The 16,551-nt window shown below is 50.3% G+C and carries 13 protein-coding genes; 6 read left to right on the top strand and 7 right to left on the bottom strand.

Annotation, left to right across the window (positions count from 1 at the left end):
- Nucleotides 1-2: 2 nt before the first annotated feature.
- From hemG to BLU97_RS00755, 4 genes are all read left to right on the top strand, one after another.
- Complete coding sequence (hemG, locus tag BLU97_RS00770; protein WP_074759815.1) at nucleotides 3-1,358, top strand: protoporphyrinogen oxidase; 1,356 nt, start codon at nucleotides 3-5, stop codon at nucleotides 1,356-1,358.
- A gap of 108 nt (nucleotides 1,359-1,466) precedes the next feature.
- A complete protein-coding gene (locus tag BLU97_RS00765; RefSeq protein ID WP_081352795.1) occupies nucleotides 1,467-2,084 on the top strand; it encodes a nitroreductase family protein in 618 nt (205 codons plus the stop codon).
- A gap of 129 nt (nucleotides 2,085-2,213) precedes the next feature.
- The gene (locus tag BLU97_RS00760) at nucleotides 2,214-2,759 is read left to right on the top strand and encodes a glutathione peroxidase (RefSeq protein WP_013064456.1); all 546 of its coding nucleotides are present in this window, start codon (nucleotides 2,214-2,216) and stop codon (nucleotides 2,757-2,759) included.
- Nucleotides 2,760-2,781: 22 nt separating this feature from the next.
- Entirely contained in the window at nucleotides 2,782-3,225 is a 444-nt protein-coding gene (locus tag BLU97_RS00755; RefSeq protein ID WP_036908985.1) for a MarR family winged helix-turn-helix transcriptional regulator, read from the top strand.
- Nucleotides 3,226-3,228: 3 nt separating this feature from the next.
- Here the strand turns inward: BLU97_RS00755 and BLU97_RS00750 are convergent, their stop codons facing one another.
- On the bottom strand, nucleotides 3,229-3,696 hold the full coding sequence (locus tag BLU97_RS00750) for an Lrp/AsnC family transcriptional regulator (RefSeq protein WP_033150433.1): 468 nt from the start codon (nucleotides 3,694-3,696) through the stop codon (nucleotides 3,229-3,231).
- Nucleotides 3,697-3,874: 178 nt separating this feature from the next.
- Here BLU97_RS00750 and BLU97_RS00745 point away from each other — a divergent pair, with 178 nt between their 5' ends.
- Both BLU97_RS00745 and cysK read left to right on the top strand, forming a co-directional pair.
- Nucleotides 3,875-5,167 carry an O-acetylhomoserine aminocarboxypropyltransferase/cysteine synthase family protein gene (locus tag BLU97_RS00745; protein WP_074759814.1) on the top strand — a complete coding sequence of 431 codons (1,293 nt, stop codon included), beginning with the start codon at nucleotides 3,875-3,877 and terminating at the stop codon, nucleotides 5,165-5,167.
- A 176-nt stretch (nucleotides 5,168-5,343) separates the two neighbouring features.
- The gene (cysK, locus tag BLU97_RS00740) at nucleotides 5,344-6,291 is read left to right on the top strand and encodes a cysteine synthase A (protein ID WP_013064323.1); all 948 of its coding nucleotides are present in this window, start codon (nucleotides 5,344-5,346) and stop codon (nucleotides 6,289-6,291) included.
- A 47-nt stretch (nucleotides 6,292-6,338) separates the two neighbouring features.
- On the opposite strand, the gene BLU97_RS00735 is transcribed toward cysK, so the two are convergent.
- From BLU97_RS00735 to BLU97_RS00710, 6 genes are all read right to left on the bottom strand, one after another.
- The gene (locus BLU97_RS00735; RefSeq protein ID WP_074759813.1) at nucleotides 6,339-9,146 is read right to left on the bottom strand and encodes a M16 family metallopeptidase; all 2,808 of its coding nucleotides are present in this window, start codon (nucleotides 9,144-9,146) and stop codon (nucleotides 6,339-6,341) included.
- 42 nt (nucleotides 9,147-9,188) lie between these two features.
- Nucleotides 9,189-10,427: a DUF4876 domain-containing protein gene (locus BLU97_RS00730; protein WP_074759812.1), complete on the bottom strand. Its 1,239-nt coding sequence runs from the start codon at nucleotides 10,425-10,427 to the stop codon at nucleotides 9,189-9,191.
- 33 nt (nucleotides 10,428-10,460) lie between these two features.
- A complete protein-coding gene (locus BLU97_RS00725) occupies nucleotides 10,461-11,945 on the bottom strand; it encodes a DUF6850 family outer membrane beta-barrel protein (protein WP_074759811.1) in 1,485 nt (494 codons plus the stop codon).
- A 1-nt stretch (nucleotide 11,946) separates the two neighbouring features.
- Complete coding sequence (locus BLU97_RS00720) at nucleotides 11,947-12,321, bottom strand: hypothetical protein (RefSeq protein WP_073047500.1); 375 nt, start codon at nucleotides 12,319-12,321, stop codon at nucleotides 11,947-11,949.
- Nucleotides 12,318-15,035: a TonB-dependent receptor gene (locus BLU97_RS00715; protein WP_254771648.1), complete on the bottom strand. Its 2,718-nt coding sequence runs from the start codon at nucleotides 15,033-15,035 to the stop codon at nucleotides 12,318-12,320. Before BLU97_RS00715 ends, BLU97_RS00720 begins: the two co-directional genes overlap by 4 nt.
- Nucleotides 15,036-15,122: 87 nt before the next feature.
- Nucleotides 15,123-16,532: a histidine-type phosphatase gene (locus tag BLU97_RS00710; RefSeq protein ID WP_175456275.1), complete on the bottom strand. Its 1,410-nt coding sequence runs from the start codon at nucleotides 16,530-16,532 to the stop codon at nucleotides 15,123-15,125.
- Nucleotides 16,533-16,551: the final 19 nt, after the last annotated feature.

Genomic DNA, 16,551 nt, shown 5'->3' with positions numbered 1-16,551 from the left:
CAATGCAAAAACGTGATATAGTAGTGATAGGTGCCGGACTGACTGGACTGAGCACTGCCTTTAACCTGAAAAAGATGGGCCGCGATGTGCTGGTGCTGGAAAAGCAGAACCGCATAGGTGGACAGATAGCCACACACAACGAGGATGGCTTTACGTTCGAGAGTGGTCCTAACACAGGCGTGGTATCGTTTCCCGAGGTAACTGAGTTGTTCCGTGATCTGGAGGGACGCTGCCAAATGGAGACAGCCTGTGAATCGTCGAAGCGTCGCTTGATATGGAAAGGCAGTGAGTTTCATGCTTTGCCTGCCAGTCTGCCTGCAGCTATCAGTACCCCCTTGTTTACACTGAAGGATAAGTTCCGCATTCTGGGTGAGCCCTGGCGTAAGAAGGGTACCGACCCTGATGAACCTGTAGGTGCACTGGCACAGCGCCGACTGGGACGCTCGTTCTACGAGTATGCCGTTGATCCGTTTGTGTCGGGTGTGTATGCCGGTGATCCGATGAAGCTGACTACCCGCTATGCACTGCCTAAGCTTTATAACTTAGAGGCCAACTACGGCAGTTTTGTGCGTGGTGCCATTGCTAAGGCCAAGGAGCCTAAGAGCGAGCGCGACCGTCTGGCTACCAAGAAGGTGTTCTCGGCCTTTGGCGGTCTGCAGAATTTGGTAGAGGCACTGGCCGAGGGACTCGACATCGTGACAGGCGCACAGGTTATCACAGTGATGCCCGATGGCGACCACAAATGGCTGATACGCTATAACAACGGTACCGAGGAGATACACTGCAACCATGTGATTACCACCGTGGGTGCCTATGCCTTGCCAGCGTTGCTGCCCTTTGTGGCGCAGGAGCAGATGGCGCCTATCAGCATGCTTTACTATGCACCTATCATACAGGTGTGTGTGGGCATTAAGAACACTAGCGGTATCGACTATGCGGCCTTTGGCGGACTGGTGCCCAGCAAGGAGCAGAAGCAGGTGCTGGGTATCTTGTTCCCTTCGGCCTGCTTTGTGCAGCGTGCGCCCGAGGGTGGAGCACTGTACTCGTACTTTATGGGTGGCGCCCGACATACCGACTATCTGCAGAAGAGCGATGCCGAGATACGCTCGATGGTACGTGAGGCTTTCCACAGCATGCTGAAATATCCTATGAACGTAGAGCCCGACATGATACGTATCTTCCGTCATGAGCATGCCATCCCGCAGTATGGTGTGGATAGTGGCGAGCGTTTCAAGGCGGTGGAGGCCATACAGCAGCAGTACCCTGGACTGATTATAGCTGGTAATCTGCGCGATGGTATCGGCATGGGTAACCGCATTCAGCAGGCAGCCACTATCGCCCGGTTATTTCAAAAATAAGATTAAAAACGACGCCCAAATGATGCGGCGTTAAAGAATTATTACTATCTTTGTAGCCACAATAAAAACAGTGGTTATGAAGATAGTAATTTTTAATAACAACAACCAATGACAAAAAAGTTTTTATTAGGTGCAGCCACAGTGCTGCTTGCTTTAACCAGTTGCCATAATGACAACACCAACACAGAGCCGTCGGTATCGTTCGACGAAGTTTTAACCACCCGTAGAAGCGTACGTAGCTACGACCCAGCGAAGAAAATCTCGGAGGCCGAAGTACGCGAACTGCTCAAGGCTACCCAGGAGGCTCCATCGTGGGCTAACCAGCAGCCTTCGAAGTATTATGTGGCTATCGGCGAGGAGAAACTGAAGGCTGCCATGGAGATGATTGGCGCCAACAAGGATCGCGTGGCCGATGCGCCGGTACTGATTGTATCAACCTTTGAGCGCGGAAAATCGGGCTATTTCCAGGGACAGGCTACCAACGAGGTAGGCGAAGGCTGGGGTGCCTACGATAACGGACTGAGCAACTGCTACCTGATATTGAAAGCACGCGCCATGGGATTCGATACCCTGATTATGGGTATGCGCGATGCCGACCAACTGAGAGCGCTGTTTGACATCCCCGAGAACGAGACTATCATGGCTGTGATTGCCTTGGGCTACAGAAACGAAGAGCCCACACACCCCGACAGACGCGATCTGGATGATATCGTAAAGTTCTTCTAATCAAGGACTTTTAAATACGTATCGCAAGCGATATATAGTTAAACTCTCTTAAAGTTTTTACTAAATCGCTTGCGATATAAATAATTATGCTTACCTTTGCATCGCAAACGATATAATTGTAATAATGATATGAGTAAGATTTATGATTTCAAGGCTCTGACGAGCAAAGGTAAGGAGATTGATTTCTCTGAGTTCCAGGGAAAGGTGTTGCTGGTAGTTAACACAGCCAGCAAGTGCGGATTCACCCCTCAGTTCGAAGGATTGGAGGCGTTGAACCAGAAGTATAAGGATCAGGGACTGGTGGTTATCGGTTTTCCCTGCAACCAGTTTAAGGAGCAGGATCCAGGTACCGACAGCGAGATTAGCGAGTTCTGCCAGTTGAACTACGGCGTTACCTTCCAGATTATGAAGAAGATTGATGTGAATGGTGCTGCTGCAGATCCTATTTTTGAGTATCTGAAGACACAGGCTCCCACCGAGGAGTATAAAGGTTTAAAGGCCAAGGCTGCCAAGGCTCTCTTCAAAACCATCAGCAAGAGTGTAGAGAAGGACAGCGATATTAAGTGGAATTTCACCAAGTTCCTGATTTCGAAAGACGGTGATACCATTAAGCGCTATGCACCTACTACCGAGCCCGCTGACTTTGAGAAGGACATTGAGGCCATGCTTGGTTAATTGAAAATTAAAAATAAAAAATATGCACGAAGAATTACGACTCGATAATCAAGTCTGCTTCCGTTTGTATACGGCTACACGTTTAATAACTCAGGCTTATACGCCTCTGCTGAATGAGCTGGGTATTACCTATCCGCAGTATCTGGTAATGATGGTACTGTGGGAGCAGGACGCCCAACCTGTGAACGACATTGCACGCCGACTGCTGCTGGAGACTAACACCGTTACGCCGCTGCTGCAGCGTATGGAGAAACTGGGCATAGTGACCCGACAGCGCGGAAAGGAGGATAAGCGCCAGCAGATAGTATCGCTTACCGAGAAAGGTAAGGCGATGGAGGAGCAGGCTTATCAGGTTATTCCCGCCGGTATGGGTCGTGAACTGAGTGCTTGTCCGTTCCAGCTTGACGACTATGAGCGGTTGGCTGGTGAACTGGACACCATCATCAACACATTACGACAAAAATAATATTCAGCCGATGTGGATACCGTAATTTTGTTTCACCTCGCTCATCACAAAGGTGCTCTCGATAGAGGCCAGGCTTTCTATCTCGCCCAGTTTGTTGAGCACGAATTCCTGGTATTGTTTCATGTCGCGCGCGCGTACCTTTAAAAGGTAGTCGTAGGCACCCGAGGTGTTGTAGCATTCGGTAACCTCAGGTATGCGCTGGATGCGACGAACAAATGAGTCGGCAATCTCGTGGTTAATATGCTTGAGTTTAACCTTGCAGAAAACCTGCAAGCCCTGACCCAATTTCTCGGGATCGAGAATAGCCACATACTTTTTAATATACCCCTGTCTTTCGAGTCGTTTCTGACGCTCAAAGACGGGGGTTGGTGTTAAATGAACGGCATCGGCCAGCTCTTTGGTGGTCAATTTGGCGTTTTTTTGCAGTGTTTTCAGTATCTGCAAGTCGGTTTCGTCCAGGATATCTGCCATAACTTAGAGTTTTATTCTGTTTCGATACTATTTCAAGCGCTTGAACGGAAAGATTTTCTTTCTCGACTGCAAAATTAGGTATATTTTCTGAATTAAACAAGAAATTTGGTAGATTTTTCTAAACCTATTACCTTTGCACCCAGAAAGTTTAATCAAATAAAAAGAAAGGAATAAAGTTATGAGTACAAGTAAGAATTATCGTTTCGAGACTTTGCAACTGCATGTAGGCCAGGAACAGGCCGACCCCGCTACTGATGCACGTGCCGTGCCCATCTATCAGACCACAAGCTATGTGTTCCACAACTCAAAGCATGCTGCCGATCGTTTCGGATTGCGCGATGCCGGTAATATCTACGGTCGTCTGACCAACTCTACACAGGGTGTGTTCGAGGATCGTGTAGCAGCACTCGAAGGTGGTGTAGCAGGTCTTGCAGTTGCCAGTGGTGCAGCCGCTATTACTTACGCTCTGCAGAACATTGTGCAGGCTGGTGACCATATCGTAGCTGCCGACAACCTGTATGGTGGTTCTTACAACCTCATTACCCATACACTGGCTACCCAGGGCATTACCAACACCATCGTGAACGTAAACGATCTGGCTGCGCTCGAGGCTGCCATCAAGCCCAACACAAAAGTAGTATATGCCGAGACATTCGGCAACCCTAACAGCGATGTGCTCGACCTTGAGGGTGTGGCAGCTGTTGCTCACAAGTATGGCATCCCATTCATTGTTGATAACACCTTCGGTACGCCATACCTGATTCGTCCATTGGAGCATGGTGCCGATATCGTAGTACACTCGGCCACTAAGTTTCTGGGTGGACACGGAACCTCACTGGGTGGTGTGATTGTAGATGGTGGTAAGTTCGATTGGAAGGCTAATCCCGATAAGTTCCCCACACTGGCTAAGCCCGATCCATCGTACCATGGTATCGTATTTGCCGATGCAGTAGGTGCTGCCGCTTATGTGACACGTATCCGTGCCGTGATCCTGCGCGATACAGGTGCTACACTGTCGCCATTCAATGCCTTTATCCTGCTGCAGGGTGTTGAGACACTGAGTCTGCGTGTAGAGCGCCATGTAGAGAACGCCCTGAAGGTGGTGGATTTCCTGGCCAACCATCCAAAGGTGGCTAAGGTGAATCACCCAGCTCTGCAGAGTCATCACGACCACGCATTGTACAACAAGTACTTCCCACAGGGTGGCGGCTCAATCTTCACCTTCGAGATTAATGGCGGACAGGAAGAGGCCTGGAAGTTTATCGATGCCCTGCAGATTTTCTCACTGCTGGCTAACGTGGCCGATGTGAAGAGTCTGGTGATTCACCCATATACCACTACTCACTCGCAGTTGAGTCCGGAGGAGCTGGCCGAGCAGCACATCACGCCATCAACCATACGCTTGAGTATCGGTACTGAACATATCGATGATATTATTGCCGACTTGTCGCAGGCTTTTGACCAAATTTAACGGGAACGGGGAGTAAAATCCCCGTTTTTCAACAATATACCAAACGTTTGGTATATAGAATGCCACACAAGAGGGATTGTGAGACTGCAAAAAACGTCGTACCTTTGCAGTGTGATAAAAATCATATTGAAGAGAGAGATTTATTTGTTATTAATTTTATAAAAAAGGTAAGGATTATGAGTAAAATCGCAAAACAGCTGACAGAGCTCGTCGGCAACACTCCACTTCTTGAGCTCAACAAGTTTTCACAGGCAAAGGGTCTGGAGACTCCTGTTATTGCCAAGGTAGAATTCTTTAATCCTGGTGGTAGCGTAAAAGATCGTATCGCACTGGCGATGATTGAAGACGCAGAGGCCAAAGGCATCTTGAAGCCAGGTGCAACCATTATCGAACCAACCTCTGGAAACACGGGCGTAGGACTGGCACTGGTATCAGCCGTCAAAGGCTACCATTTGATCCTTACCATGCCTGAAACCATGAGTGTAGAGCGCCGAAACCTTGTGAAAGCCTATGGTGCCGAGGTACGACTCACTTCTGGTAAAGACGGCATGCCAGGCGCCATCCGCGCTGCAGAGGAACTGCGCGACTCTATCCCTGGTGCTGTGATTCTGCAGCAGTTTGAGAACGCTGCTAACCCTGCAAAGCACTATGCTACCACAGGTCCTGAGATCTGGCGCGACACCGATGGACAGGTCGATATCTTTATTGGCGGTGTAGGTACTGGTGGTACTATCAGCGGTACAGGTAAGTATCTGAAGGAGCAGAATCCAAACGTGAAAATTATTGCTGTAGAGCCCAAGTCGAGCCCTGTACTGAACGGCGGTCAGAGCGGTCCTCACAAGATTCAGGGTATCGGTGCAGGTTTCATTCCCAAGACCTACGATGCAACTGTTATCGACGAGGTGTTTGATGTAGAGAACGACGCTGCTATCCGTACAGGTCGTGAGATTGCTCAGCAGGAAGGTCTGCTGGTAGGTATCTCGGCAGGTGCAGCCCTCTATGCTGCTACCGAGGTGGCTAAGCGTCCTGAGAATAAGGGTAAGAAGATAGTAGTGCTGCTGCCTGATACTGGCGAGCGCTATCTCTCGACAGTGCTTTATGCATTCGAAGATTATCCACTTTAAGTTGTTTGTTAATAAAAAGTGGGTGACCGTTTGGTCACCCATTTTTTTTATTCCGATAGCATTGTTATTTCGATGCGGCGTTTGGCTGCCAGAATATTCTGGGCCATGCGCTGTACGTCGGCAGCGGTTACCTCGTTAACCAGTTTGCAGTAGTCGCGGTCGAAATCGGTATCATCGTCCAGCTCGTGCCAGATGATGTAACTCCAGTAATCGTTGGTGATAGCCATCTGGGCATACTGCTTGGTGAGATACTCCTTCACCTTCTTCAGCGATGTGGCAGCAGGACCGTTGTTGGCGATGTTCTGCAGCTGCTGGTAGATGATTGGATTCAACTCGTCATAGCGACTGGGATCGGCATTATAGGCAATTTTCAAGGTGGCATTAGGATGGTCGTCCTTATCCAGGTCGAAATCTACGCTGACACCATAAGTACCGCCCTTCTCCTCGCGAACAGAGTCGGTATAGGCGATAGAAAGACAACGCTTCAGGAAGTCGAGCTCGAGATCGCTCTTTGGGGTGAAATCTACATCTGCGGTCAGGTAGATGCTGACATTAGCCAATGGTGTAGCCATCTTTTTGGTGAACTTTACCACCTGCTGTCCATCCACAATCTGTGGTACGTTGGCCTGGTTGGTCTGTTCGTGCTTGCCAGTAGCAGGCAGGGCGGCCAGATACTGACAGAGGTACTGGCGTAGCTGTTGCTCGTCGAAGTTACCGATAATCACCGTCTTGAAGTTGGCGGCATCGCTGAATCGCTCCTTGTAAATCTCAAGGATGCGGTCGTAGCTGATCTTGTCGAGAGTTGACTGTAACACGGGAGCCACACGGGGATGATGACCATAGAGCACGGCACGGATAGAGTCGTTGTAATCAACCTTAGGCGAAGCATTACGGTTGGCCAGGAACGCACGCTGACGATTCATCAGACTGGCAAAAGCTGCCTCATCGCGGCGTGGCTGGGTGAAATAGAGATACGAGAGCTGGAACATGGTCTCCATATCCTTCAGCGAAGCACTACCGCTGATGCTCTGACCCTTGGTGCCAACAGAAGGACTAACACGCACACTCTTACCTGTGAGCATCTTGCGCAGGGTAACGGCATCGAACTGACCTACGCCACCTTCGGTAGCACCACTGGTAATCATCGAGAAGTTGGGGATATCCTCATCGCCATAGAGCGAGGTGCCACCTTCGCCATACATACGCATAGAAACGGCATTGGCCTCGTAATCGGTCTTCTTGGTATATACCTTCATGCCGTTGCTCAGGGTGAGTTCGGTAAAGCCGTGACGGTAGGGTTTTTCGCTGACAATGGTGCCAGCCTTTGGCAGATTGCTCATCAGCGAGCTGGCCAGCTGCTGCTCAGCATAAGGTGCATAAGCCTGCTGCTGAGCTGCCAGGATAACCTGCTCAATCTGCTGCTCTGATGGAATCTCAAAGCCCTCCTTATCGGGTGCGTACATTACTATTACCTGATTCTTGTCGGTGATGAGTTCCTTGACGGCAGCGTTCACTTCGGCTAGTGTTACCTCACGATCCAGTTTCTTGGTATTCTCCAACTTAAAGTCAGCACTGAGCATGGGCTCACCCTCCAGGAAGTTATCAACACATACATTTACGTAATGCGAGTTACGGTAGTCGCCCTGCATTTTAGCACGGCGCTCGGCAGCATTCAGGCGCAGCTTCTTGGCACGATCCAGCTCACTCTGAGTAAAGCCGTGCTGACGGGCACGCTCTGCCACACCTACTGCGCTGATGATACCACCTAAGATGTTGTCCTGCTTACAGCTGATGCTTAACGAGAAGGCATCCTTGGTGCGGCTGAGGAAGAACTCGGAAGCACGACCGGTGGCACTCTGGAATGGTGGCACAGGCAGCTGGCGCAACTCTACCAGACGGTCGTTCAGCATGCTGCTGATGAGTTCGTCGATATAGTCGTCGCGCAGATATTTCTCGCTGTTCTTCTCGCTATCAGGAGTGGCATCGCGCTTCTGGTAGATATGACAGAGGGCAATGGGCTGCTCCTTATCCTTCTCGATATCAACAATCATCTTTTCGTTATCATCTACAGGGTAGTAGATACGCTGGGCAGCCTTCTTTGGCATGGGGATAGGAGCGAAGATCTTCTTGATTTTCTTCTCCATCTTGTTCACGTCGATATCACCTACAACGATGATGGCCTGCAGATCGGGACGGTACCATTTCTGATAGTAGTCGCGCAGGTCCTGATAGGGGAAGTTATCCACGATATCCATCGAACCGATAGGCATACAGTCCTCGTACTTGGTGCCTTTGTAAATCTTTGGCATTGCCTGCTCCATCAGGCGCTGTACGGCCATGCCGGCACGGCGTGTACGCCACTCCTCGTGGATAACGCCACGCTCCTTGTCAATCTCAGCATCCTCCAACAACAGGTAGTGGCTCCAGTCGTGCAGCACCAGCAGACAAGAGTCGATGATACCCTCGCGCTTGAGTGGTGCAGAACCGATGTGATATACTGTCTGGTCGATAGAGGTGTAGGCATTCAGGTTGGCGCCGAACTTTACACCGATGGTCTCGCACCAGGGAACAATTCCCAACTTCTTTCCTTTGCCGGGGAAGTTCTTGGTACCGTTAAAGGCCATATGCTCGAGGAAGTGAGCCAGTCCGCGCTGGCGAGGCTCCTCCAGTATGGAACCTACACGCTGGGCAATATAGAAATCGGCCAGACCTGCCTCCTTAGCATTATGACGGATATAGTAGGTCATGCCGTTCTTCAGTTTACCCTTACGGATGGTAGGGTCCTGTGGTAGGCTCTGGGCCACTGCCGATACCGACAGCAGCGCCAGAGCGAAAAGAGAATATAGTTTCTTCATTATTAATTTCTTAATATCTTAATTCTTCAATTTTTCAATTCTTCAATTCTTCACCAGCGAGGCTGCTGCCTCAGGCGTGAAGTCGTTAGTAGAATTGTTGGTATCGACATACTTGCCATTGGCATCCTGCTTGCGGATAACGGCCTTGTTGAAGCGGGTCTCATCTTTATCCACCTTACCGCAGTAGGTCCATCCGGCATCGATGCTGGCATCGAGTACGTTCCACTCGCGAACCGACTCAACACTGAGGTTCACACCATCCAGAATCCATGAGTTAGGCACTTTGTAGATGCCTTTCTTGGTCATCTCCCTTGAGAAGTCGCCGAACACGAACAGATACTTGGCATCGTAAACATTGTTGGCCAGCCAGTCTTCCTTGGTTGCCTTCATCTTTGCAATGGCCATGGAGTTGAAACCACGGCTGTGGAACTGATAGATGGTGGCAGTATAGCAGTACCACTTGTCGAGGTTGGGTGCCTTGCCATCAGGGTCGGTGAAGTTGGCGTTCGAGCTCTCATCGTAGAACTCGAAGTCGGCCTGGCTCAGGTCGATGCTGTTAGGCTGCTCAGCCGTGTGATTGATGGCGTTGACGGCCAGTGTGAGCGATGCACCTGGCTCTACTGGTACGCTCTTACCTGTGCCAGGAATCATGTAACAAGCCTGAACAGAGAAGTCGGTGCTCATGATGTCGGGGGTATATTCCTGCTTCTGAGTGGTGAGGAATGCCGACTCGAGTACGGCAATGCTATCGGCATAGAGTGTGACATCGCTATTGTTGGTAATGCGGATGTACTGATCGCCGCTGTAGCTCTTACCTTCGGCAGTGCTGGTGCCGGTGAAGAATATCTCGCTAATCACGAAACCACCCTGAGCGGTGAAGGTTGATACTACCATCTGTACGGCAGCGCTGGTCTCGCTGATCTTGACGTTCTCGGAGGTAATCTCAAAATCCTTCTGTCCGGCTACGTTGTTGAGGGTAAAGTCGAGATGACCACTGATGCTGATGTTGTAGGTGCCCTCTTCAAGATCGTTGATAAGCACCTGGTACTTGTTGCCGTTCTTCTGGAACAGGTTGTCACTTGAAACAACGTGTGCCGACTGTGTGGCTACATTGGTCATCACAACCTTGGCACCAGACAAATCTACATTCTCAAGATTGGCAGGAATCTCTAATGATACTGCGGTTTGAGGAACAATGGGTGTCTTGTCGTCAGAGCACGATGTAAGTGTCATGCCCACGGTAAGCATCGCGATGATACTGGCAAACAGATTCTTTTTCATGTTTTCTTTGTTTTAAATTGTTATGTTTATTTTTTAGAATGTTATACCTATGGCCCCTTGTAAGGTGGTTTGGTGTTCGCCTACCGAACAGAGTGTCAGGTCGACTCCAAGTTTTGCAAAAGCTCCATATGGGCTGTTGCTCCAATGGTAGTCGGAACGCACGTTGGCGCCAAAGTGAGTGTAGTTGGCTTTAGCGTAGCGATAGGTGTGGTTAACCATCTCGATAAAACTACTCTTCATATTGGCGTAGGGCATATAAATCTTGTGGGTTAGCTGACCCTCGTAGGCTGCACGGGTATTCACAGTCAGCGATAGTTGCCTACTGGTAGCCTTTATCCACTGGGCTTTCAGTTCGCCGTAGGCTCTGCTGTAGTTCAGTTGGCGCTCGGGGTAAACGTATTTCTCGTTGCTGCTTTGGTAGCCGCCACGAAGCATCATACTGAGACTGCCTTGGGTGTAGAATGCTCCTAAATAAGCATCCAATAGCTGATGCTTATACATGGTGAGTGTGCCGATAGTGGGGAAGTAGCGGGCATCGGAGGTGCCACCAATCTGCTCATCGCCACTACGTTTGGTATAGTCGGCATGCGCAAACAAGGCCCACTGGCTGTTACGCCATCCCAAGGTTAGTGCTGCCTGCTCACTATACAAGGTTGTGAGAGGCATGGAGTTATACTCGGCCAACTTGCGCTGGTAGCGGTGCTCGCCTAACATCAGGTCGGCATACATGCCGTTGTGGTCGGCAGGGGTAGCACTGAGTAGTAGGGCTACGCCACCACCATCATAGTACAAACTGCGCTTGTCGCCTGAGAAACGACTGTATTCGGTTCCCAGTCCTGTCATCTGATATTCGGGAATCACACCCTCTTCGCTGTAGAAGGTCACGCTGTTGGTCTGGCGATAGATGTTGCACTCGAAGGCAGCACCCAACAGGTAGCTGTTCAGCTGTCGGCCTGCTCCAAGGCGAATGGTGAGGTCGGTGACGACACCACGCATACGTGGGTCGTAGTCGCGATACTCCTGTTCGGCACGGAACAGCATTTCGGCACCTGCCAACCAACTGCCCACAGTGGTGGCATAACCACCAGAAAAGGCATAGCGTTCGCGATGAGTGTCGCCGCCTAAGCTATCAGCCAGCACGTAAGGCTGCAGCAGCTCGTAGTCGGAGGTTGAGTTCCAGCGTACTTCCTTTTGTGTGCCTGTGGTGTACGAGGCAGAACCCCATACGGCTGTGCGGGGAGAAAGGCGCAGGTAGGTATCAACACCAGCGTAGGGAAGGGTATAACCGCTACCTAACTGCTGTACGAATGCTTCGGATTGGTGCTGCATGTCGATGCCTAAAGCCAGCTGTGAGAACGATGAGCGGTAGGCGGCACCATGCAGGGCTGGGTTGCGTTCGGCATCGGCTGTTATCTCTCGTGCCAGAATGGTATGCTCTATCAAGGCAGAATCAGCCTCGGTTGCCATGGTTTGCAACGAGGTGCCCATCAAACATATATATAATAGGTATCGCTTCATATCAATCAAGGAATATCATATTGAGTGTCGTGACGTTGGTATCCATGGCAGCCAGCTCCACATAGTCGGTCTGGGCACGGAACTGGCGTATATGCTCGGTGCCGTTGGCATCGGTATAGGTAGCCACGCCTTCTATCAGTATCTCGTAGGCACCACGCAGCAGCTCTACTTGTAGGGTTGCACCGTTGAAGGCAGCCGTTGTGGTGGTCTGGCGGGTGTTTACATTGGTGATTTGAGCCTGAGCCTGTACACGACCGATGTTGGCAGCTTCGTTGCTAACCAGTGTGATGCTGGCTGTGGTAAAAATCGTATTCTCTTCCTGATGGCAGGCGCTGAACAGCACCAATGCCATCATGCAGCATATCAGTTGTTTCATATCTTTAAATTCATTTCTAATCCAAAATAAGGCGTTTCGTGGCGACGTATGGTGGTGCCGCGACTGTCGTAATCGGGGGCATAGTTCAGCAAGCGGTTGCAGAACATGGCTACATTCAGGCGATCGTCGAGTAGCTTTTTGGTTACCTTGAAGTTCAGGTTCATACTGAATGGTACGCGATTCTTTTCGAACAGCGATGCTGAGTAATCTCGTACCAGCCAGCGCAGATAGGTGTCGTTGGCATATTCGTCCTGCCACTCGTGAATGCTGCCATCAGGGGCAATGTACTGGGTGGGGTAGTTGCTCACCTCTTTGCGCTGTGAGGTGGTGAACCACAGGCACTGAGCCGATAACGAGAATCCGAGCTTTAGCTTGGGCACGTCGGTGTCGAGTGTGAAGTTTGTGTTGAACTGTTCGCGTACAGAGCCATCGTCGTTGGCATACAGACCAACATACTGCAACTGGCGGTTGTCGATAACCACGCTTGGACGGTAGCTGTCCACAATCGAGTTGTTGTAGGTGGTGCGCAGATAGGCGCCATTGATAGTGAGACGGGTGAGAATCACTGGGAAACGTACTGTTTCGAGTGTGTATTCTATACCTTCCTTCAGTGTCAAGCTGCCATTCGTGTAGTTGGCATAGCCTGCCAGTTCGTTCACCTCTTGATAGGTAAGACTGCCGAGGTCGGGCTGAGCAGTGAGCGCATCGGCATTGATGGCAGAGGCGTCGTATTGCTTGTAGGTGTAGGTGTCGTAATAGCTCTGTGAACGGAATCCCGATGTCATCTTTTCGCGGAAAAATGTGACTGCCAGTCGATTTCCACCCAGTGTGATATCCGTAGAGACCTCCCACTTCAGATTACGGGCTGGTTCTAAGGCGGTGTTGCGAGGATCACGGATGTAGGTCATCAGATTGATGCGACGGTAATCGGGATTATCGTGATAGTAGTTCAGCTGGATAAAATCAATGTAGAGCTTATCGGGGAACAGCTGCTCCATGGTTGGCATCTTGGTGTGCTGACCTATTCCACCTGCCAATCGGATAAAGGTGGGCTTGCCAAATACCGTGAGTTTGGGCAGGGTATAGCCGATGTTGGCACGTGGGTCCCAGTAGGTCTTGCCGTGCATGGTGTAGGCCTGTGGCAGGTTCAGCATCTGTGTGCCTCGGATGCCTGCCATCAGTTCGAACGTGCCAACGGGGGTGGGCCACTTGATGTTTTCTTCGGCATAGGCTGATACGCGGTGATTGGCTGGTATCTCCTTGAGAGCACGCTGGCGCGAAGAAATACTAGTGTAAACGGGTTTGTAGGGATCGAACACCTGTCCTTGTCCCAGGTTCTTGTCGATATTCCAGTCGGCACCTAACAGCAGGGTGTTCGACACCTTGTTGCTTGGCACCTGCAGGCGCATATTCAGTTTGGCATAGGTGTTAAGCGGCTTGCCATCTACTTTGTGGTAGCCTACGTATTTGAAAGGCAGGATATAGGCATCGTTCTCGCCTTCCTCTTTTGAGGTGGGAGCCACCGTCATTCGCGAAAGTTGAATAAAGCGTGTGCGCTCCATCAGGTTATGCTCGTAGGCTGCTGATACGGTCAGACCTACCGATTTGAGCCATAGCTGGCGCTTCATCTTCATCTGCAGCTGGCTCATCAGTGCCATGCGGTTATAGCTCGATTTGTAACTATCCTCCTGGTGGTAGTTCAGGTCGGGGTCTTGTTTGTCGTTGTCAAACGAGCCTGTGTAATCTGCGTTAGTTGTTAATTGCAGGTTGTAAGATTCGTGCTCCCAGGCTTTGTTCAAGCGCGCCGAGAGGGTTACACGCTTGTAGTTCTCTAACCGGTTGCGTGGATCGGCCTTGGCATTCAGGTAGTCGGCACTCAGATTCAGGCTCAGATGCTTTTCCTGCCACTCCATGTCTTTGGCTACGTACATCAGTTTTGAACCCATATCGGCTTTCAGTCTGAAGTTCAGATCGTGACCACCCTTACGACGTTCTATCTTGACTAAGCCGCTTGTCAGGTCGCCATATTCTACCGAGGGGATACCTCTTACCACTTCTACGCTCTCGATGTCGTCGGTAGATATGCTTCGCATGTCAACACCGGCATTGGTGTTGTCGCGAGCTGTGGCGGCAGCATCCCAAGCCCCTGCCATATACTGCATGTTGGCATTGGTGGAGATGGGGGCGCCATCGATGACAAAGCTGGTGCCTAACGACGAAGTGGCATAGTTGGCATTGCCGGTTGACAGTTCTCGGATATGGATGTTGTTGGGGGTGCTGAGGACGGGATCTTTGCTGCGACCGCCAGGTAGCAGCTCCAGTAAATCGGCAAAGCTTGATGGCTGCAGGTGCTCCATCGCGTGCTTTTCAATCTTCGAGGCACTGGTAAGGCCACGACTCTCTTGAGCCGTTACTACCACCTCGCCTAGTTTACTAATCTCGGCCTCCAGTTCGTAGTGCCCATTGGCAGTAGCTTTTACTGTCAGTGGTTTATAACCTATATAGGTTATCTTGATTTGTTGCGCAGAATGTTGCGCATCCCCTTTTTTAGGTATGACAAAGCAACCATCAGCGTTAGTCACTGTAAGTGGCTTACGCTTTACGGCATCTGTAATTGTAGCTCCAATAATAGGTTCGTGTGTATCCTTATCAGTTACCAGACCTTTTAAAACTCCCTGAGCATTAATACTTTGCAGTATCACTACTGCTATCATCAACAAGAAACATCTTTGCATTCAAATACATCATTTTATTCAAATGCAAAGATAATACTTATTGGTAGGGTGTGCAATACTTAAAAACTAGTATTTTGTTCTTGCGGTCTTATGGCCTTGTTCGATAACGATTCCTCGGTAACTATTAGAAGCCAGGGTTCCGCTGAGTGTGTAGGAACGGGCAGAGCCGGAGGGAATGGTGGTGGCAGGAGCAGGGATGGCGGAAGTCTCGGTGTCTTTGATGGCATCGTATTCCGTCATAGTTTCGGCCATGCGGGCATCAAGATCTGACAGATGGTAGAGTCCATCGCTATTAGCCGTCAGTCCTTCGATGGTGACGGGGAGAATCATAGGCGGCTCTTCGACAGAAAGCAATGTGCGATCCTGTAACTGACTGACGGACTGATATACCAGGTTGATGGCAACGAATTCTTCCGTACCGTTGCTCCACTTCTCAAATACGAGTTTAGAACCGATGGGGGTATGAAGTTCCAGAGCCTGCTCGGTTTCTGGATATACGAGACGTAAGGCTGCACCGATGCTAGCCAGATTGCTGTCGTGACCACAGAGGAACGTGAACTTACGTCCGTCATGGTGCAGTTCTTCACGGATACGGCTTACTAACGGGTAGGCCAGGTTTACTGCAGCACTGTGAGTTGTGAAGAGCAAATTGTCGTACACTTCCTTGATGCCGCAGATGGCTCGCCATTGTTCCTGGGTTAACTCATGGCCGAAGGCCGACATGCTCTCGCTCTCGTAGCATTGCAGTACCAGAGCGTCGGCTACGCTGTTGGCCAACTTAAAGCCGCCAGTCATCTTCGGTTCGTCGCCCTTTTCTAACGTAAACTGCGTATCATCGTACCAGAAGTGTGTTGTGTCGTTCTGCGCTGCTGGTGAGTGCGCCATGTCAATGATTTCCTCCACTAGCGTTAGTGTGGGCTGTACAGACTGCATCCATGTTTGTGGACCATTGTGCATGGCGTTTATCTCGGCGAGAACCTGCTGACGGTAGGCATCGTTCATCTTTGTGAACTGTGGCGTAAACAAGGGATCCATCTTGTCCTCCTCGTACTTGTGCTTAATCTCAACGTTGGCGAAGGGCAGGAATCCGGCAGAGAAATACTTGGCTGTGGCAAATGTGCGCTGGCGAGAGTTGGCATAGAACAGTACATCGTCGCCATCGGGACGGTAGTTGTCGGGCAGCAGTCCTTCGCCTACCAACCATTTGCGGAAAAACTGTCCCATCTCTGTTTCAAGCACGCCGCCACGCAGTGATAACTGACTGCCTGGTGATGTCCACTTAAACCATTCATAAGGCGTTACTCGCATATAGGTAGCACCGCCCGATACCAGTGGTGAGCGGATGTTATGGCGACTCATCACTACGACCTCCTTCAGCTGATACTTAACTTTGAAGTCGGCCGATCGCTTTGTCTGTGCTTGTGCACTGATTGTTGCTGTCATGGCAACAAGCATTATTAAAAGTAGTTTTTTCATTCTGTCCATATGTTATTTG

The sequence above is a fragment of the Xylanibacter ruminicola genome (assembly GCF_900107775.1).
GTDB lineage: Bacteria > Bacteroidota > Bacteroidia > Bacteroidales > Bacteroidaceae > Prevotella > Prevotella ruminicola_C.
Note: the sequence above shows the minus strand (reverse complement) of the source record. Positions and strands in the feature narration are given on the sequence as shown.